At 36.0% G+C, this 20,278-nt stretch carries 16 protein-coding genes and 1 pseudogene; 14 read left to right on the top strand and 3 right to left on the bottom strand.

Annotated elements, in window-relative coordinates; translation table 11 throughout:
* Positions 1-867: 867 nt before the first annotated feature.
* Positions 868-1,155 (bottom strand): hypothetical protein, encoded by a 288-nt coding sequence (locus tag SPD89_RS07760; RefSeq protein ID WP_336261388.1) that lies wholly within the window; start codon positions 1,153-1,155, stop codon positions 868-870.
* Between the two features lie 169 nt (positions 1,156-1,324).
* Here SPD89_RS07760 and SPD89_RS22950 point away from each other — a divergent pair.
* The 7 genes and pseudogenes from SPD89_RS22950 to SPD89_RS07730 all read left to right on the top strand — a co-directional run.
* Positions 1,325-2,160 (top strand): annotated as a pseudogene (locus tag SPD89_RS22950) (transposase); the annotation flags it as partial.
* A 169-nt stretch (positions 2,161-2,329) separates the two neighbouring features.
* The gene (locus SPD89_RS07755; RefSeq protein WP_336261387.1) at positions 2,330-3,628 is read left to right on the top strand and encodes an ABC transporter substrate-binding protein; all 1,299 of its coding nucleotides are present in this window, start codon (positions 2,330-2,332) and stop codon (positions 3,626-3,628) included.
* A gap of 24 nt (positions 3,629-3,652) precedes the next feature.
* A complete protein-coding gene (locus tag SPD89_RS07750) occupies positions 3,653-4,549 on the top strand; it encodes a carbohydrate ABC transporter permease (RefSeq protein ID WP_336261386.1) in 897 nt (298 codons plus the stop codon).
* Positions 4,539-5,363, top strand: coding sequence for a carbohydrate ABC transporter permease (locus SPD89_RS07745; RefSeq protein WP_336261385.1), 825 nt, complete (start codon positions 4,539-4,541; stop codon positions 5,361-5,363). The genes SPD89_RS07750 and SPD89_RS07745 overlap by 11 nt, the downstream gene beginning before the upstream one ends.
* Before the next feature lie 12 nt (positions 5,364-5,375).
* Entirely contained in the window at positions 5,376-6,503 is a 1,128-nt protein-coding gene (locus tag SPD89_RS07740; protein WP_336261384.1) for an ABC transporter ATP-binding protein, read from the top strand.
* Between the two features lie 12 nt (positions 6,504-6,515).
* On the top strand, positions 6,516-7,439 hold the full coding sequence (locus SPD89_RS07735) for a metallophosphoesterase (RefSeq protein ID WP_336261383.1): 924 nt from the start codon (positions 6,516-6,518) through the stop codon (positions 7,437-7,439).
* A 1,085-nt stretch (positions 7,440-8,524) separates the two neighbouring features.
* Complete coding sequence (locus SPD89_RS07730; protein WP_336261382.1) at positions 8,525-9,328, top strand: DUF817 domain-containing protein; 804 nt, start codon at positions 8,525-8,527, stop codon at positions 9,326-9,328.
* An 85-nt stretch (positions 9,329-9,413) separates the two neighbouring features.
* Here the strand turns inward: SPD89_RS07730 and SPD89_RS07725 are convergent, their stop codons facing one another.
* Together SPD89_RS07725 and SPD89_RS07720 are read right to left on the bottom strand one after the other, a co-directional pair.
* A complete protein-coding gene (locus tag SPD89_RS07725; protein ID WP_336261381.1) occupies positions 9,414-10,370 on the bottom strand; it encodes an acetamidase/formamidase family protein in 957 nt (318 codons plus the stop codon).
* 40 nt (positions 10,371-10,410) lie between these two features.
* Positions 10,411-11,781, bottom strand: coding sequence for an APC family permease (locus tag SPD89_RS07720; RefSeq protein ID WP_336261380.1), 1,371 nt, complete (start codon positions 11,779-11,781; stop codon positions 10,411-10,413).
* A 314-nt stretch (positions 11,782-12,095) separates the two neighbouring features.
* Here SPD89_RS07720 and SPD89_RS07715 point away from each other — a divergent pair, with 314 nt between their 5' ends.
* The 7 genes from SPD89_RS07715 to SPD89_RS07685 all read left to right on the top strand — a co-directional run bounded on the left by SPD89_RS07715 (position 12,096) and on the right by SPD89_RS07685 (position 19,988).
* Entirely contained in the window at positions 12,096-13,280 is a 1,185-nt protein-coding gene (locus tag SPD89_RS07715) for a M20 metallopeptidase family protein (protein WP_336261379.1), read from the top strand.
* A gap of 16 nt (positions 13,281-13,296) precedes the next feature.
* Positions 13,297-14,862: an ABC transporter substrate-binding protein gene (locus tag SPD89_RS07710; protein ID WP_336261378.1), complete on the top strand. Its 1,566-nt coding sequence runs from the start codon at positions 13,297-13,299 to the stop codon at positions 14,860-14,862.
* A gap of 44 nt (positions 14,863-14,906) precedes the next feature.
* Complete coding sequence (locus SPD89_RS07705; RefSeq protein ID WP_336261377.1) at positions 14,907-15,824, top strand: ABC transporter permease; 918 nt, start codon at positions 14,907-14,909, stop codon at positions 15,822-15,824.
* Positions 15,825-15,885: 61 nt separating this feature from the next.
* A complete protein-coding gene (locus SPD89_RS07700; RefSeq protein ID WP_336261456.1) occupies positions 15,886-16,767 on the top strand; it encodes an ABC transporter permease in 882 nt (293 codons plus the stop codon).
* A gap of 65 nt (positions 16,768-16,832) precedes the next feature.
* Complete coding sequence (locus SPD89_RS07695; protein WP_336261376.1) at positions 16,833-17,834, top strand: ABC transporter ATP-binding protein; 1,002 nt, start codon at positions 16,833-16,835, stop codon at positions 17,832-17,834.
* Positions 17,806-18,795 carry an ABC transporter ATP-binding protein gene (locus SPD89_RS07690; protein ID WP_336261375.1) on the top strand — a complete coding sequence of 330 codons (990 nt, stop codon included), beginning with the start codon at positions 17,806-17,808 and terminating at the stop codon, positions 18,793-18,795. The genes SPD89_RS07695 and SPD89_RS07690 overlap by 29 nt, the downstream gene beginning before the upstream one ends.
* Positions 18,796-18,848: 53 nt before the next feature.
* A complete protein-coding gene (locus tag SPD89_RS07685; RefSeq protein ID WP_336261374.1) occupies positions 18,849-19,988 on the top strand; it encodes a M20 family metallopeptidase in 1,140 nt (379 codons plus the stop codon).
* Positions 19,989-20,278 lie beyond the last annotated feature (290 nt).

The raw sequence follows: 20,278 nt of genomic DNA, 5'->3' as shown, positions 1-20,278 counted from the left end.
TCACATAAATGAATAAGTGTAACAATTATCACACTATTTTTTCTTGTAATAATTTTGTCACTTATCTATCATACATTGTTCATTTTTGGGTTAATCGAATGAAAAAGGGGGAGGAGGGAATGGAAGATGTAAAGTTGCTTAAGATTTTAAAAAATAAGGATGTCCTATCCTTTGCTCTTGTGCGATGATTGAGTGATGGATGGGTGGTGACAGCTGACTATGGATCACAGAAGCAGAGTCTTTAGGGGCTATTCTTGCCTTTATTATTGGTGGAACATTAGTCATTTTAATAGGTCTGACCTATGCAGAACTTGCTTCATCTATGCCGCTTGCCGGTGGTGAACTCATCTATTTTCCTATTTTTAAAGAAGTGTCACGAATGATAAAATATGAATGAGAATTGACCTATATTGTTTTTTGTGCGTTTTTATTGTAATCGCCGAAATATTCAAAATACGCTGAATTATTTTGATATTCGCTGGATAAATCTCAAAATCGCTGAATTCGGTTGGAGATCGCTGAATAAAAAATAAAATCGCCAAATCCACCAGAGCAAAACTACCGAATCCACGCTTCACATCATTGCCGGAAAAACCTAAACTACAAAATGCTATCCGTATTAACTTGCTGAAAATTACATTCTGATCAATAAAAACACCTATAGTCAGGGACTTTTCATGCGTATTTGCGTCCTAACTATAAGTGTTTATGTAGCAGTTTTTATAAAGCTATTGTTACCTGTTTATCTTTTCTGCCTTAGAACTACTGAATAATTACTATGATGATTCGATATAATATATTGTTTCTTCCATAATTCGAACCATTACATACATTTCTAGATAATCTTTTAATTCATCTACATATTTATCATTGTTTATCTCTCATTTTAATTAGGTACTTGGCAAAGCTTCTTACCGCTTGGTCAGTTATGTTAATATCTACATTTTGCAAACTAATGCTTATAGCTGGTATATACTCTTTATCATCGTAATCTATAATTAAACCTTCTTCTGTTTCGTATGTTATTTTTTCTATCACAAGATCACCGACTTCTTCAGATAGAATATTATTATCATCAATTCTATACACAACAGTTTCCTTCAAGTTATCAATTTCTCCGTCTTTAAATTTATAAATCACTTTTATTTTTTCCATTATATCTCCCCCAATTAGAAAATAATTAAACCTTGAGTTTAGCACCTTGATCAATCAATAAAAAATGGAGTATTAAAAGGGCTTAAAATCATTAAAAAACCCGCATAATCACTGACTTTTTGTTATGAATAAGTTCCCTTACCAAATCTAAACAAAAGGACGTGTTATTATGCTGAAAAAAACCAAAGAGATTGAAAAGGTGTTCCAAACTCATGGGTTTTCAATTAATTCTATTATAAGGGATATAATGAGAACCTTCAATTTCCTTCACTATGTCACAAGGCTGGATTTTCTAAACAACAGGGCTATTCCGTAACGGATATCATTACGCTGATGTTGATGTTACTACTAATGTTGCTAGATAGTTTTTTTTATAAAAGCAAATTTAAAAATGTGATGAGCAGGCAAAAGATGCGATTTATCGATTGAAAAATAATGAGAAATGCTTTGGCGAAACTTGCTCGACCATGTTTCAAAACAATTCCAAAAACTAGTCAATCCGAATAAAGAAGTGGCAGATCATTCGGCTTTCATTTCGGACGATACCATAGACAGTCGAGTTGGTCGAAAAATCGAAAACATATCCTATGTTAATGACCATGTTGCGGGAAGAAAAAAGAAAACGACTTAGGGATTTAAGAATCATATGCTAGGATTTTTTGATGAAAAGAGTTTTAGTCCGCTAGATTTTAGTTTTCACTCCGAAAAGCCACTAAAGAAGAAGTACCGGAAAAAGCAATATAAAAAAGAAAGGAATACACAGTCAAATGGGAAAAACTGCCAAGGAGCGTAAAGTAGACAAAATGACTAGTGGCATTCGTATGCTCAAAAGAGCTGTCAAACATGGCTTTAAGACCAACTGTGTTCTAGTAGATAGTTGGTTTTCGAGTAAAGACTTTATTCGACCGTCAGGAACATAAACCAAGGCATGATGCATGTTAGTTTGTGCTGTCCTCAAGATTTTTCAGAAAGTATACCCATAATAATGGGGAGAAGCTGAACGCTTAAACAGTCACTTCGAAATAGCGTATCTTCCGTTGCGAGAGCGTTTTTTTTTGCCGTCCAATAATAAATTTACCTTTAATTAATATCGTTTTTACTAAAATTACATAATGACTGTGTATGATGAAAGTATAAAGAAATTACTATTTTAATAGAAAAAGGGGAAATGAAAGTGAAAAGAACATTGAAATTGGGTTTATTTTTAATGCTAGCACTAGCTCTTTTTGCATGTAGTAAAGGAGAAGCAAATGAAGGAAATAATGACGGGCAGGGGGATAAGGTTACAATCGAATATTGGCATGTCAATGCAGAAACCCAAGGTGGAAAAGCAGTGAATGAACTTGTGGATGAATTTAATGCCCAGCAAGATGAAATCGTTGTTGTTCCAAAATATAACCCCGATATGTATAAAGGGTTAATGCAAAACTTGCAAGCAGAAGCAGCTGCTGGAAAAGCGCCAGCAGTTGTTCAAGTTGGTTGGTCCTTTTTAGAGTATTTTTCGAATAATTTTGAATATAGCTCTCCAGAAGAGGTAATAGAAGAATATTTTCCGGAAGATGATACGTATTTAACCGATCATTTTTTAGAGAATGTGTTATCTTTAGCTAAAAATGAGGAAGGGACACAGGTTGGTATTCCATATTCGTTGAGCACACCTGTTCTGTATATTAATAAAGATCTTTTAAAAGAAGCGGGTCTCGATGAATCAGGACCAGAAACATGGGAAGAAGTGAAGGAATTTTCTAAACAAATCCTTGATGAAACAGGGAAATATGGATTTTATTTTCAAGAACCAGATGATAATTGGGCCACACAAGCACTTCTTGAAAGTAATGGGGCAAGCATGATTACAGATGGAAAAGCCAGTTTTGCTTCCAAAGAAGGTATTGAGGCGTATGAATTATGGGCAGATATGGTGACAAAAGATAAAAGTGCGGTTCATGTATCATGGGATGAAGGGGTACAAAGTTTTATAGATGGAAATGTTGCCATGCTTTATACGACAATTGCACGTCGCTCACAAATTCAAGATAACGTAAACTTTGATGCAGCTTCGATTAAATCTCCTGTTTGGGAAGGAAAAGATGTTCGTTTACCTGCTGGTGGTTCGATGTTAGCTATTACGGCAAAGGATGAAGAAACACAAAAAGCAGCTTGGGAATTTATGAAATTTCTATACAGCGTGGAATCGATGGCTACTTGGACGATCGATACAGGATATGTACCACCTAGAAAAGATGTAGCGACTTCAGAAGATGGATTAAAATCATTCTTGGAAGAAAATGAAATGATGAATGCAGCTATTGAACAAATGGAAGGTGTTGTTCCATGGGCATCTTTTCCAGGAGATGCTGGGTTAGAAGCGGAGCAGAAATTACTTGACATTCGGGATCAAATCCTTGGTGGTGATGTTGGAGTGAAAGAAGGATTAGAGCAAACAGAAGAGGAAATTAATCAAATTCTTAACTAAGATGGATGGAGAGTAGGAAGTACGATGAAAGTGAAATCCTTCGTTCGAGAAGTGAACTGGAAAGCTTATATATTATTAATTCCCACGATTATCATTTTTATTTTGTTCATGTTTTGGCCGTTTGCTTATACGATATTTTTAAGTTTTTACGATTGGAATATGGTCAGTCCGACGAAAGAATTCGTTGGAATTGATAATTACATTGCCGTTTTAAGCGATCCAATAACATTTAAAGTGTTTAAAAATACAGGAGTATATATTCTTATTTTGTTGGTTATTAATTTGTGCATTCCTTACGTGTTTGCATATGTCATTGATATTGTTCTAAAACGGTGGAAAAGCTTTTATAAAGCAACTCTGTTTTTACCTTCCGTTATTTCGTTAGTTGTCAGCTCGATTCTCTTTACATGGATGCTTAATCCGGTTTCCGGACCTTTGGCGTTAATTTTACAACAATTTAACATTCCGATGCCAAATTGGAGTAAGCTCGATGGCTGGGCGATTGCAATTTTAAGTATGATCACTTCATGGAAAGTGTTCGGATATAATTTTATTCTTTTATATGCTTCGATTAATGGAGTTTCACGGGAAATAATCGAAGCTGCAAGACTAGATGGAATGCCATTATGGAGAATATTTTTCTCGATCGTTATTCCAATGAGTAGTGCAACGGGGATCTATATTTTCATTATAACAATTGTCTTTGGACTTCAATATGTGTTTACTCCAATTAAGGTGATTACTCAAGGAGAGCCGAATTATGGGAGTTCAAATATTATGTACCATATTTATCATGAAGCTTTTGTTTTATATCGAACGGGACATTCAGCTGCATTGGCAACGGTAATGATGTGTTTCTTTATATTGCTCTTAATTTTCGAGTTTCGTTTTGTGGAAAGAAGTGTGTACTATGAAAACTAAAAAAGGAATGCCTGTCTTTTGGCATGTCATTATAATAAGTACCATTATTATATTATTATTCCCGATCCTATTTGCTTTAGGTATGTCATTTAAGCCATTAAAAGAGGCGTATAATGATACCCTTAATTTTTTGCCAATTCCTTTTACTTTAGAAAATTATCATGCCTTATTTGAAAGTGTCGATGTAGTGAAGATTACATGGAATACATTTGTTATTGCGACAATTATTACTTTTTTTAAAGTAGTGACAGCATTTTTAGCTGCGTATGCGTTTGTTTTTTTAGAGTTTAAAGGAAAAAAGATTCTCTACTTTTTACTCATTGGTACGATGTTTATTCCTTTTGCAGCAACGATGATTCCTAACTATTTATTTATTTCTAAGATTGGTTTAGGGGATAATATTTTTGGGGTTATTTTTCCGCAACTTTCTGATGCTGTAGGGATTTTTCTTATTCGACAATCGATGCGATCGATTCCAATTTCATTGATTGAAGCAGCTCGATTAGATCAGATCAAGCAAAGACATATTATGCGCGATATTGTTTTACCATTAACGCGTCCAGCGATCACGTCAACAGGCATTTGGTTTTTCATATTAGCTTGGAATGAATATGTATGGCCAGTTCTTATTTTGAAAAGTGTTGAAAATTATACCTTACCTTTAGCATTACAAATGTTTATTAGTTCAGAAGGCGGAACTAATTTTACGGTCGCTATGGCTGTTTCAGTTATTACGCTAATTATTCCACTTTCGTTATATTTAATTTTTCAACGATATATTATTGGAACATTTGCTTCATCTGGAATTAAGTAAAGGAGGATATGTATGCATGCGATACAATTAAAAAATATTCAAAAGTCTTATGGTAATCATGAAGTGGTGAAGTCATTAAGTTTTGATGTAAGAAATGGAGAAAGACTAGTTATCTTAGGTCCTTCTGGTTGCGGGAAATCTACGACGTTGCGGATGATCGCAGGACTTGAAAACATTACAGACGGTCAATTAATCATGGGTGAAACAGTCATGAATGATGTGGATTGTGGGAAGCGTAATGTCGCCATGGTTTTTCAAAATTATTCTCTTTATCCACATATGTCGGTTAAAAAGAATATTACGTATGGATTAGCTGTAAAAAGAGTGCCTAAAAAAGAAATTAATAAACGTCTTTCCGAAGTGTTAACGATGCTTGAATTAAATGGCTTGGAAAATCGCTTGCCACGCGATTTATCTGGCGGTCAAAGGCAAAGAGTTGCGTTAGCTAGAGCGATAGTGAAGCAAAGTGAATATTTTTTACTTGATGAACCGTTATCGAACTTAGATGCTCAATTAAGAGTGTCTGCTAGGAAAGAGTTGGTGAAGATTCATGATACCTTTCAACAAACGATGGTTTATGTTACGCATGATCAAGTGGAAGCAATGGCTATTGGTCACCGAATAGCGATTTTAAATCAAGGGGAGTTACAAATGATTGATACACCTGAAAATGTGTATCATCGTCCGAAAAATACATTTACTGCTAAATTTATCGGGTCTCCTTCTATGAATCTAACGGAATGTGATTATCACGATGGTTGTTTACATTTTCAACAACAGCAGCTTAAGCTGGACAATAACTGGGTGAACTTTTTAAACGAGAAAAGACGAGGAAGATTAATATTTGGTTTTCGTCCAGAACATTTTACGCTCTCTTATCGAAAAGAAAATAATGCGCTTCAAGCTATGGTTCAGTACGTTGAGAATTATGGTGAAAATTATGGGGTTCATCTTGAATTTGAATCGAAAGAGTTTGTCATTTTAAGTAACTTAAAACATTGGATAAAAGGAGACACTGTTTATATGGTTCCGAATTTTGAACGAATCCATTTGTTTAATAAATTAGATGGAATTAATCTTGATTATCCAAATGCATTAAAGGAAAATGATCTGCCTTTACAATTAAACGAAGCAAAATAGGAGGAGTAGCAGATGCACCATTTTTTGATTATACCTGATACACAATATATGGCGAAAAATCATCCTGATATATTTTTGAACATGACAAAAACAATTATTCAATACTGTAAAGATCATCCGATTGATGCAGTTATTCAGCTTGGAGATATTGTTGACGGTGGTGGTCAAGCAAACAATGAATTTGATACGGCAAAGGAATGTTTCCAGCTCCTAGATAATGCAGGAATTCCACTTATTTTTGCTGCGGGAAATCATGATTATGATCAGGTAATCGGGATAGGGCTTACTCATCCTAATCCAGAAGTAGATGGGAGAAATCTTTCCGTCTATAATCACTATTTCGGATATGACAGACTTAAGGAGAAAGATTGGTATATTAGCAGTTATGAAAAAAATCAAGTGGAAAATAGTTACTACAAAATCGGGGAAATGATTATTCTTGTTTTAGAGTTTGGTCCACGAGACAGTGTTTTAGATTGGGCGCATCAAGTGTTAACAAATTACCCGAATAAGAAATGCATCCTAATCACACATAGTTATATGTATTACGATGGAAAGAGAACTTCCAGCCATAGTGAACATAACCCGATTCATTCCCCAGAAACGAAAGATGGCAATGATGGGGAAATGATATGGCAGAAATTTATATCGAAACAATCGAATATTGTTGCTGTTTTTTCAGGTCACCATGTACCTAAAAATATAAGTTATCGAGTGGATAAAACGGACAAGGGGAATGTTGTTTTGCAATCTTTTCAAAACTGGCAGGAAGAAAAATACGGTGGAGCAGGTCGAATGAGACTAGTTCAGTATGATAGCAAGTCAAACAGCCTTATCTTAAGTGTTTTTAATCCATTAACGAAGGAGTTTGAACATGGGAAGGATTATGATTTAAACATAAAGTTAGGAGGAGGAGAACAGGTTTTGATTGACTAAAGTAAAAGAGAAGGTGAAACATATTTAGGATCTCTTTTAGGAATAGACAGAACAAGGGGACGTTTCATAAACGTTGGGGCGTATTTTCATTTAAAGCTTTTGCATAAATTGTCCCCTTGCTCCCGTTTTATGACATTAGATATTCTTCAATAAACTGTATTTCATTCGCATGACAATTATTTTCGTTCGCTACTTCCTATATTTAAGCTGGAAAATATCTAAATATTATTTCCCGAAAAGCAATATTAGAAGGAACAGTTCGCACATTTGATGAACAGATCCGTAAAGAAATAATGAATGGATTCAACAGATAACTGAACATACATGTAAAGCATTTGGAGCTGGATGTCATATTGATTATCATTTTGGATATCCAGCAACGAAGAACGATCCAGATATGAATGAGTATTAATAAATGCTGCCAAAGACGTTATTCCTGAGGAGCATATAGAAGAAATAGAACCAAATATGGGAGCAGAAGATTTTTCGTATTTCCTTCAACAAGTACCTTAGGCTTATTTTTTCATTGGCTCGGCAAACGAGGAGAAGGGATTGATCTACCCATATCATCATCCTAAGTTTGATATTGATAAAAAGGCGATATTTTATGGTGCCAAAGTAATTTTTGCTACGATCATAGACTGTTTTAAAAAGTATAATGACGAGTAAGTAAATAAATCCGGAAATGGTAATGAGATCATTTCCGGATTTTATTGATATTCATACTTTGGTAGAGAAAAAACAACATTTGGTGCAAGTTATTCTTTTCCTGACAATACTTTCGCTCAAATTAGATGACACAAAGCTCGCAAAACTGTGACGGTAAGTATGTGTAAAATTTCATAAATGTACAATCATAAGTCGGGCGCTGCACCTTCCCTCAGACAATTTTTTGGAATAAAAGCGTAAGAATTTGTTTGCTGCACCTTCCCTCGGACAAAATTTGGAACAAAAGCGCAACAATTTGTCCGCAGCGTTTTCCTACGACAGAGAAAAACTTGATACATACGACGTATAAATATATATTTTCCTTTTCCTCTTTACATGATATAGTTATAAAATAATAGCGAGACGAAGGGGATAGGATGAAACAATTATTTTATTTCGGTGTAGAGCAGGCAAAAGCTTGTCTTTTTCCTGTGATCATTTTTATGACATTAGCAATTACAAAAATGATTGAGGTCCCATTTATTAATAGATATGATTTAATTTTGTTCATATGTTTAGTGACGCAAGTTTTAATGGTTATTTTTAAACTGGAAACTTGGGACGAGGTGAAAGTAATCTGTGTGTTTCACCTGATTGGGCTATCCTTAGAAATATATAAAGTACATATGGGTTCATGGAGTTACCCGGAAGAGGCATATTCAAAGGTATTTGGTGTCCCTCTCTATAGTGGGTTTATGTATGCCAGTGTTGCTAGCTATATGTGCCAAGCGTGGAGAAGGTTAGATTTAAAACTTGAGCATTTTCCGTCGAGTTGGCTCGTTTTGGTCCTTAGTGCCGGGATATATTTTAATTTCTATACACATCATTTTATATACGATTTTCGCTGGATATTGAAAATAGCGACCTTGCTTATTTTTATACGTACGTTTGTCTATTTTTCTGTTAAAGATAATACATACAAGATGCCACTGTCTTTATCATTTTTGTTAATAGGCTTTTTTATCTGGGTAGCAGAAAATATCGCTACGTTTTTTGGTGCATGGAGTTATCCAAATCAAGAGGGGCATTGGGAGATTGTTCATATAGGAAAAATTAGTTCTTGGTTTATGCTTGTTATTGTTAGTTTTTTGATTGTTGCATTATTAAAACATGTAAAAGAAAATCGCAAAAAATATGTTGGGGAGAAATCGTTATATTCAAAAAGATGGGCTGAAAAATAAATCAGTGAACTAGTTTATGTTGCCCTCTTTATGTAGATTTGCTAAAGAGGGCAATTTAATTAATTTGCGTTACCATTTACCATATTTAATAAAAGATCGCATTTGGTAGAAAAGCAGATACGAGTACATGGGGCATGTTGACGATTTCGCTTATACGTAAATCTACCGCCACACTACAAAGCATATATGCTTCTTCATCTGTCATACGATAAGTGTCTACTAAATGTTCAATCATATAGCTTATAGCTTTTTTGGAGGCTTCAACCAAGTCGGTGCCCTGACCAGTTGTGACAAAATAGCCTTTACTATCTGCATCAGGCGTTGGAATACCCGGGATCTCATAACGAGGTTCAGAAATCTGCTTGCCTTTGTGTAATATTAAACGGACAGTTGTCTCCATCGAAGCTTCGATGGCCGTACCACATACTTCGCCATCCCCTTGAGCTGCATGTGTGTCCCCAATCGAAAAGAGAGCGCCTTCTACCCAGACAGGTAAATATAGTTTAGCTCCGCGTGTTAAATGTCGGACGTCCATATTTCCGCCGTTTTTGCGGGGTGGTACAACGTTGAAATGTCCCTTTTCAGGTAAAGCGACACCAACTGTTCCCGGAAATGGATTCACAAATAAATCAATTCCCGGCAAAAATTCCGTTTTGTGTCCTTTTGTTAGATCATAAATTTTTAATGCTGATTCCGAAAAATGATCAGCTAACAGACCAAAACCTGGAATAATCGCCGTCCATCCCCAATCTAATTGTTGGAAATGAATCATTTCAACTTCCAGAGTATCTCCAGGTTCTGCTCCCTTCACATAGATGGGACCGGCAACAGGATTGACCTTGTCAAAATCAATTTTTTTAACGTTTTCAATTGTTGAATTTTTTGTAAATTGCCCACCTGAAGCTTCGGTTATTTGATACGTAATCGTTTGCCCTGAATCCACTTCGGCAATCGGTTGGAATGAATGATCCCAGCCGTAATGTTTATGCGTGTCAAAATCATGAATCGTTATATGTGTATGTTGATGACGATGAATAGTCATGTGTATACCTCCCTCATTTTAATAAAATTTCCTACCTTGATTAAATCGATACGTCTTTCTTCTTCATTGCAAAATAGATGGCAACCGCAATTCCGACTAACATCCAGCTTATTCCTAATACTTTTGCTTGTGTAGCTAAGTTTATCCATACATAAGCGATAATGATAAAACCTATTGCTGGTAAAATGATATGACTCCAAACGTTACCACTTTTCTTCCTCAAGAAATAATGGACAAATACACTGACATGTAAGAATAGAAAAGCCGTTAGCGCTCCAAAGTTAATAAATGACGTTAAAATACCGATAGATCCCATAAAAATTAACCCGACAATAAAAGAAATTACTGCAATGACTAAAATACTAGCATAAGGTGTTTTATATTTTGGATGAACTTTTGCTAGAAAATGTGGAAGTTTCCTATCACGCCCCATACTAAATAACACACGAGAAATTGCTACTTGAGCAACTAAGGCATCAGCAATTCCCCAAGCTAGTGCCGTAGCTACCGCAGTTAGAATACCAAGCCATTCACCACCAGCAATTGTAGCCGTTTCATAAAATGCAGTTCCTACATCTTTAAAAGCATGATAGTCTGGAAAAATAAGTGCGGCAACCCATGTTTGAACCATAAAGAGAACCCCTACGATAAGAAGAGAGAAGATCGTTGCTTTTCCAATCGCTTTTGGCCCACCCGCGGATTCTTCTGATAAGGTGGAAATCGCATCAAAACCTAAAAAGCTTAAAACTGCAATAGAGACTGCCCCCATAACAACGCTCATACTAAAGGTGTCAGGGTTGTACAACGGATCAAATGAAAATTCTGCACCATTTACTCCTTTTACAATTGCTGTAATTCCAACAACGAGAAAGATAACAAGTACAAGCAATTCGAAGATGAGAAAAATTTTATTTGTTCGTGCAGTAAATTCTATTCCGAAATAATTAATGACTGTATTAATCACGATGAAAACGATGAGCCAAATCCACCCCGGAATCGTAGGCCACATTCCGGTTAACGCTGTTGCACTGACGACATAAAGAAGAGCAGGTACAAGAATATAGTCTAATAGAATTGCCCATCCAGCGATAAAACCTACATACTGATTAATTCCCCGTCCAGCATAAGAATAAACCGATCCAGCCATGGGGAAAGCTTCTGACATTCGTGCGTAACTAAGCGCTGTAAAGATCATTCCTATCATTCCGATTAAATAGGCAAGAGCGACCATTCCGTGAGCTTCGATGATAACTTCCCCATAAATTCCGAATGGAGCAATTGGAACCATGAAAATGAGACCATAAATTACTAAATCCCCAAAAGATAAAGAACGCTTTAATTCCTGTTTATAGCCAAATTTTTCAAGTAGCTTCGTCGTCACCTTAACCACCTTTCCTTTCAAAATAATCATTGTGTTAGTAAAGGCTTATTCTCCCATTACTTGATTTATTCATATGTAGTTCAAATTTTTTTAACTAGAGATGAATATTAAATGCATGTGAAAATATGAGCAGGGAAAAATGAGCTAAACAGAAAGAAAGGAATCGAATGATGGCAGGAAATCTTGTGAATGAAACACTTATGTTAATAATAGGAGAATATTTTTAATCGTAGAATCATATTTTGAAACAGAATCTTGTAATGTTCAATAAATGTACTGATGGCACAAAGATCAAACAACATATGTAATAAAAAGATCATATTATTGAATCGAGGTGAAAAAGAATGACAAATAAACTGGAATTTTTAAAGGAAGCTCTAAAACTAAAACAGACGTTAATTGATTGGCGTCGTCATTTACATGAACATCCAGAGTTATCGTTTCAAGAATATGAGACTTCTAAATTTATCATTAATAAGTTAGTTCACTTAGACTTTGAGTTGCAACATCCAATTTCAAAAACTGGGATTGTAGCAATACTACACGGTGAAGAACCAGGTCCTACAGTTGCGCTTCGAGCGGATATGGATGCGCTACCAATACAAGATGGAAAAGAGAAACGATATGCATCAAAAAGAGAAGGGATCGCTCATTTATGTGGACATGATGCTCATACAGCAATGCTTATTGGTGCGGCTTATCTTTTACATAGCCAAAGACCTAAAAAGGGAAACATTAAGTTTATTTTCCAACCTGCAGAAGAAGGTTTCGCTGGAGCAAGTGAAATGGTGAAGGAAGGTGTATTAGATACCCCTAAAGTGGACGTGATAGCTGGGTTACATGTTCATCCGACAGCTAAAACGGGAGAGATTGCAGTGGCAAAAGGAAATGCAACAGCTTTTGCAGACTCTTTTGACATTGAAATAATTGGCGAAGGTGGTCATGCGGCACATCCTCATCTATCTGTAGATTCTATCCCTATTGCTGCTGAGATTGTATCTTCTTTACAGCAAATTGTAAGTCGGACAACGGATCCGCTCACGCCTACCGTTTTAACAATCGGGAAAATAAGTGGCGGATATAAAAGAAATGTCATTGCGCCTTCGGTCAAGCTTGAAGGAACGGTTAGATTACTAGATAGAGATCAGCGGAAAGACATGATGAAAAAAATGGAACAGTATATTCAAGGAATATGTGGAGGGATGGGTGCAACTTATACATTTCGCTACGTTTCAGGTTATCCAGCAGTTAAAAATGAAGAGAAGCTAATTCCGATTTTACACAAGGCTTCCGAAAAAATTCTTGGTTCGAACAAGCTAACTATCGTTCAGCCAAGTATGGGAGGGGAGGACTTTTCATATTATACAGAAAAAGTACCTGGCATTTTCTTTCGATTAGGAATTTTTAATGATGAAAAAGAATGTATATACCCGAATCATCATCCACTGTTTGATGTTGATGAAGATGCGTTACCGTTTGGTTCTGCGTTGTTAGCGCAATTTGCAATGGAGTATTTAAATAACGAATGAAATGAGGGGGAAAGAGATGGAAAAGAAAAGGGTCTTCATAATTGGTTTAATTCTACTTATAAGTTTGCTAGTTGCTTGTTCAAACGGAGCTAAGAAGAGCGGTTCGGATGGTGGTGGTACAAGTTCAACTAATAAAGAGGACAGAACGTTAGAGATTGCTCTTGGTACTGATATGGTGACATTTGATGTGCACGACCATGTCAACACATCGACAGAATCGATTCATGTGAATATGTTTAATTATTTATTTAAACGAGATAATGACACAGGAGAAATCGAACCAGAATTGGTTGATACGTATGAACTAATTGATGATACTACGTGGGAAATGACATTAAAAGATGGGGTTACCTTTCATAATGGGGATGAACTTACTTCAGAGGATGTGAAGTTCTCGCTTGAGCGTGTAGCACACGATTCTAACTTGCTTGACCATATCAACTATAACCAAATTAAAGAAGTGGAAATTATTGATGATTTATCATTTCGGATTATTACTCATAATCCTGAACCAGCATTATTAAATAGAATTTCCCGAATTGGTTCAGCTATTTTGCCAGCGAGATATATTGAAGAAAATGGAATGGAACATTTTTTAAAAGAGCCCATCGGCACTGGTCCATTTAAGTTTGTGAACTGGATTCGAGATGACAGAATAGAATTTGAAGTCTATGAAGACTATTTTAAAGGGAAAAATGAAGAATGGGATAAAGTAGTTTTTCGAATTATTCCTGAAAATTCTACAAGAGTATCTGAATTATTAACAGGAGGAGTAGATCTTGCTGTAAATATGCCGCCAAGTGATTGGGATAGAATTAATTCCACAGAGGGAGTATCTTTAGCTCAAGAAACTTCTAATCGGACATTAATGATATTTCTACGGTCAACGGAAGGTTACCCTACCGCTGATAAAAAGGTACGTCAGGCTATTGATTATGCAATAGATAATCAAGCAATTATCGATAATATTTTGCACGGATCAGGAGTGCCGACGATTACACGTGTCGCTCCAGGAAACTTTGGTTTTCATGAAGACTTATATGATACGTATAACTATGACCCAGAAAAATCGAAAGAACTATTGAAAGAAGCGGGATACCCAGATGGATTTGAAATGACATTTCATTCTCCTCGAGGACGTTATTTACAAGATGCTGAAATTGCTGAAATGGTAACAGGGATGTTAAGCGAGGTAGGAATTAAAGTAAATTTAGAGTTTTTAGAATGGAGTAATTTTGTGGAAATGAGAAATGCTGGAGAAAATGAAGATGCCTTCTTACTTGGACTTGGGAACTCAATGTTCGATGCTGCTAATGCTTTAGACTGGTATAACTATGAACGATTTGAAGGTCAGATTGATTATTTGAATGAAGAGGTAGAAGAGCTTCTAGAGGCAGCTGAACAAAATATGAATGTAGAAGAACGAGAAGAACAATACAAAGAAGCACAGGAGCTTTTGGCAGACGATACGGCACATATTGTTTTACATCAAGAATCTATTAATATTGGTGTAAGTGACCGAATACAATACGAACCGACAATGGATGAAATGATTTATGTTGAAACGATTACAAGAAAATAAAAAAGAGTGGTTCATCCACTCTTTTTTAAAAGGAGTGACATTCATTGTTTAATTATCTGTTAAAAATAATTGCTCAAATAATTCCTGTGTTAATTATTATTTCCTTCATTGTATTTGCACTTGTTTTTATTGCGGGAGATCCTGTTGCTTTAATGTTACCAGAGGATGCATCTACAGAAGACATCGCATTGTTAAGGGAGTCGTTAGGTCTTGATCAGCCGTTTATTGTCCAATATGGGAATTATTTGCTGCAACTTGTACAAGGAGATTTTGGGGAGTCCTTTCGTTATGGGGAAGATGCTTTTAAATTAGTAATGGAACGCTTACCTGCTTCATTAGAATTAGGAATTGCTGCTATTATTGTAGCAATTATCATATCGGTACCTTTAGGAATTTGGTCTGCTACGAAAAGAAATACGAGTATCGATTTACTTGCAACAGGTGGAGCAGTCATCGGAAAAGCAATGCCGAATTTTTGGTTAGGGATTATGTTGATTTTAATCTTTTCTGTACATTTAGGTTTATTTCCCGTGACGGGGAGAGGAACGATTGCTCATCTCATCCTTCCAGCCGTAACACTTGGAACAGGTATAGCTGCTGAAATGACAAGACTTATTCGGTCAAATATGATAGAAGTTCTTAGTCAAGATTATATTAAAACAGCAAGGAGTAAAGGGTTGCATTCTTTTAAAGTAGTTTACAAACATGCATTTCGTAATTCACTAATTCCCGTCATAACGATAACAGCGTTACAAACATCAACATTAATTGGTGGCACATTAATAACAGAAACGGTCTTTTCATGGCCAGGGTTGGGACAGTTACTCATTCAGGCAGTTCATACGAGAGATATGGCAATTGTACAAGCTGCTGTCATTACCATTGCCGTTATCGTTATATTGATGAATCTTATAGCTGATATTTTGTATCGGATTTTAGATCCTCGTATTAAATATAACTAGGGGAGGAGTGAAGGTATTGAACGAAGAACAAATGAAAAATAGCGCGGTGATAGAGGAGTCAATGAACAAAACGGTTGGAAGAAAAGTGTCAAAAGTAAAAAGATGGTTCAATTTATTGCTTCAGAGTAAGACAGGAACGGTTGGTCTTGTTATTGTTATTTTCATTGTTTTCGTTGCGATATTTGCTCCAATTTTAGCACCATATGATCCGAACGTAGTGAACCCGACGGAAGTTCATAAACCACCAGCATGGATGGAGGGAGGAAGTAATAAACATATCCTAGGAACGGATAATGTCGGCAGGGATATTTTAAGTCGAGTTATTTATGGTTCACAGATTTCATTATTAGTAGGAATTACATCTGTTATTTTAGCAGGAATAATTGGTATCGTTATCGGCTTACTTGCTGGTTTTTATGGAGGGATTTTTGATCATCTACTTATGCGCTTAGTCGATTCATTTTTAGCGGTGCCTAATATCTTATTTGCGTTAGTTATTATAAGTGTATTTGGATCAGGAGTTACAACTTTAATCGTCGTTTTAGGAATTACGAATTGGGTCGTTTATGCCCGTATGGTTCGTGGCGAATCCCTTTCGCTGAAAGAAAGAGACTTTGTCCGTGCTGCGAAATCAATGGGGGTAAAAAATAGGAATATTATTATAAGACATCTTTTCCCGAATGTTATTTCTTCTTTTATCGTTATTTCGACCTTAAGCGTAGCAACGACTATTATTTTAGAAGCTTCTTTAAGCTTTTTAGGGTTAGGAATTCAACCTCCTCAAGTTTCATGGGGAACGATTCTAAGTGATGGTCGGGACTATATTGCAACAAGTTGGTGGTTGGCTACCTTTCCTGGGATTGCGATTACGATTACGGTTTTAGGAATTATCTTTTTGGGGGATTGGCTTCGAGATATTTTGGATCCTAGGTTAAATAAGTAAATGGTATTTTTACGGGATAGTGTTGTGATGGATGGCTGGAAATCAGTTCGGAAAGGGGTTTTTAGATGAAGTACCTCATGGAAATAAATTATTTAAAAACATATTTCTTTACTGAAAGTGGAGTTGTTCCTGCAGTAGATAAGGTCTCTTTTTTTATTAAAGAAGGGGAAACAGTTGCACTAGTAGGCGAGTCAGGTTCAGGTAAAAGCGTTACATCTTTATCGATTATGGGATTAATCGACTCACCAGGAAAAATAGTTGAAGGAGAAATTTTGTTTGATGGAAAAGATCTAACTTTGTTATCAGAAAAGGAGTTACGGAAGATTCGTGGAAATGATGTAGCGATGATTTTTCAAGAGCCATTAACTTCATTAAACCCGGTTTTAAAAATTGGCGATCAACTTTCGGAATCTATCATTCTACATCAAAAGATGGATAAAAGGAAAGCAAGAGAAATAAGTATTCATCTTTTGCGACAAGTTGGAATCCCTAGAGCAGAACAAATAATGGAATCTTATCCACATTTATTAAGTGGTGGAATGAGGCAACGGGTTATGATTGCAATGGCACTATCATGTGGTCCCCGCCTGCTTATTGCTGATGAACCTACTACTGCTCTAGATGCAACGATTCAGGCTCAAATTCTCCAGTTACTAAAGAAACTTATCGAGGAAACAAACACTTCCATTCTATTAATTACCCATGATTTAGGAGTAGTTGCGGAAATGGCTGATCGCGTCGTTGTCATGTATGCTGGTCAAATCGTAGAACATACAGATGTGTTTACATTATTCCGTGATCCAAAGCATCCATATACGAAAGGTCTCATAGAAAGTACTCCGAAAATACATGAAGAAAAGGATGAGCTTACATCGATTGCTGGTACGGTTGCAAATCCATTAAATTATCCTACTGGATGTCGGTTTGTTGACCGCTGTCCATTTGCGTTAAAAGAATGTAGTACAAATCCTCCACATATGTTAGAGGTAAACAAGGATCACTATGTACGTTGCTGGTTACATGAGGAGAAGGAGGACGATGTACGTGAAACAACCAAAACTACTTGAAGTAAAGGGATTAAAAAAACATTTTAATGTTTCAGAAGGCTTTTTTAAACGAGAAAAAAAGTATTTATATGCGGTAGACGGGATTGATTTTTTTGTAAAAGAAGGAGAAACACTAGGTATTGTTGGAGAATCGGGCTCTGGTAAATCAACTACTGGGAATTTGATTGTCCAATTAATAGATCCGACAGAAGGGCAGATCATTTTTGATGGTGTGGATTTAACAACTTTATCAAAGAAAGAATTACGAAGAAAAAGGGCGGATTTACAATTGATTTTTCAAGACCCTTATTCTTCGCTTAATCCCCGAATGAAAGTGTTTGATCTTATTGCTGAACCATTAAGAACGCATCAAAAGTTGTCGTCGGAACAGCTACATAATCAGATAGTAGAATTGATGGAACTTGTAGGACTTAATCCGATCTATATGAATCGTTATCCTCATCAGTTTAGTGGTGGACAGAGACAGCGGATCGGCATCGCTCGTGCTATCGCCTTACATCCAAAACTTATTGTCTGTGATGAGCCTGTATCAGCATTAGATGTCTCCATTCAATCACAAATATTAAATCTCTTAGTTAAGCTACAAAAAGAATTAAATTTAACCTATATTTTTATAGCGCATGGATTACCTGTCGTGAAGCATATTAGTGATCGAATTGCTGTTATGTATCTTGGTAAAATTGTTGAATTAGCTACAAAAGAACAGCTTTTCAAAAATCCGAAACACCCGTATACAGAGGGATTAATGGCAGCTATTCCAATCCCAGACCCAATGCTTAGAGATAGCAAGAATGAACAATTAATTGAAGGAGATATCCCCAATCCAGTGAATCCTCCTAGAGGTTGTCCGTTTCATACTAGATGTAAGTATGCTGTTGACATTTGTAAAGATGAATTGCCGGTATTTCAAGAAAAGGAGAAAGAACATTTTGTTGCTTGTCATCTAGTTAATAAGCAGTAACTTGGTGTAATGAAACGATACAATAACTATAAATAAGGAATGTGAATTATAAGATGGATTTTGTAAAAGAAAGCGAGAAGTCAATGATTGAGTTGATTGAAAAGTTAGTAAATATTGATAGTGGTTCAAACAATAAAGAGGGAATTGATCGAATCGGCAAGATATTAATAAAGAAATACTTAAAGATGGGTTTTGACTATCAAAGAATTATTAATGACACATTAGGAGATCATTTAGTTATTCAACATAAAGATGCTGCGGAAACAGATATACTCCTACTCGCACATATGGATACTGTATTTCCAGATGGAACAACAACAGCTCGTCCATTTAAAATAATAGATAATCGTGCCTATGGACCAGGTGTGATTGATATGAAATCGAGTTTAGTAACGTTACTTTATTCGGTTAAGCGACTTTTTCACATTGGAGATGAATCGTATAAAAACATTAGTATTCTATTAACTAGTGATGAAGAAATTGGCTCTCCTACTTCTAAACAGTTGATTAGAAAAATTTCAGAAACAAAAAAGTATGCGTTAGTGATGGAACCTGCACGTGAAGATGGATCTATCGTATCGTCAAGAAGGGGCGGAGGGTGCTATCAATTAACTGTAAAAGGAAGAGCTGCTCATGCTGGAGTATCCCCAGAAGAAGGGGTCAGTGCTATTGAGGAATTAGCTTATAAAATTGTCGAACTTGAAGAATTAAATAGCTTGGACGAAGGAATTTCGATTAGTGTAGGAATAGTTGAAGGAGGTGAAGCTGTAAATGTCATACCCGATAAAGCGGAAGCATCTATTGATATTCGAATATCTAGTATAGAACAAGGGAAAAGGCTTGCTAAAAAAATCGAAGAAATATGTTCACAACCAAATGTAGAAGGAGCTGAAATAATTTTAGAAGGAGGTCTTGGTCGACAACCTATGGAGCTAACTCAAAAGAATTTAGAACTAGTTGAAGTTGTAAAAGAGGTAGGTCGTTCCATCGGCCTTGAACTTAAAGATACTCATACTGGCGGTGGATCAGATGCTTCATTTCCTTCCGAAGTTGGAGTTGCTACTATTGATGGTTTAGGTCCTATAGGGGGAGAACTTCATAGTGAAGATGAATATTTAGAGGTAAGCTCTTTAACAGAAAGGTGTTACTTATTATCTAAGCTAATAACTCGATTAACTAAGGGGAATTATTAGACTGAGAAGATATGTTGTTGATGATTTGGATTGGATTAGGAAGATGTCGAGTGGCCGCTTTATCAGTGGAGTGGATCGGAAAGATGTTGAGTCGCTGCCTCATCACGTGGAGTGGAATTACAACATGCCGAGACTACTTTTCTTGCATCATCTGCCATATTTAATCCAAGTCAGGTACTGTACGGAGAGTAGTTGAGCTCTTGTTGTGGATCTGTCAAACGTCCTCGACTATTTTATTAAAATCTTTTTCTAGTATGTCTTTCAATAACATATAAACCTCCATCTCGACT

This window comes from Pseudogracilibacillus sp. SO30301A (genome assembly GCF_037072025.1).
Classification (GTDB): Bacteria; Bacillota; Bacilli; order Bacillales; family Amphibacillaceae; genus Pseudogracilibacillus.
Note: the sequence above shows the minus strand (reverse complement) of the source record. Positions and strands in the feature narration are given on the sequence as shown.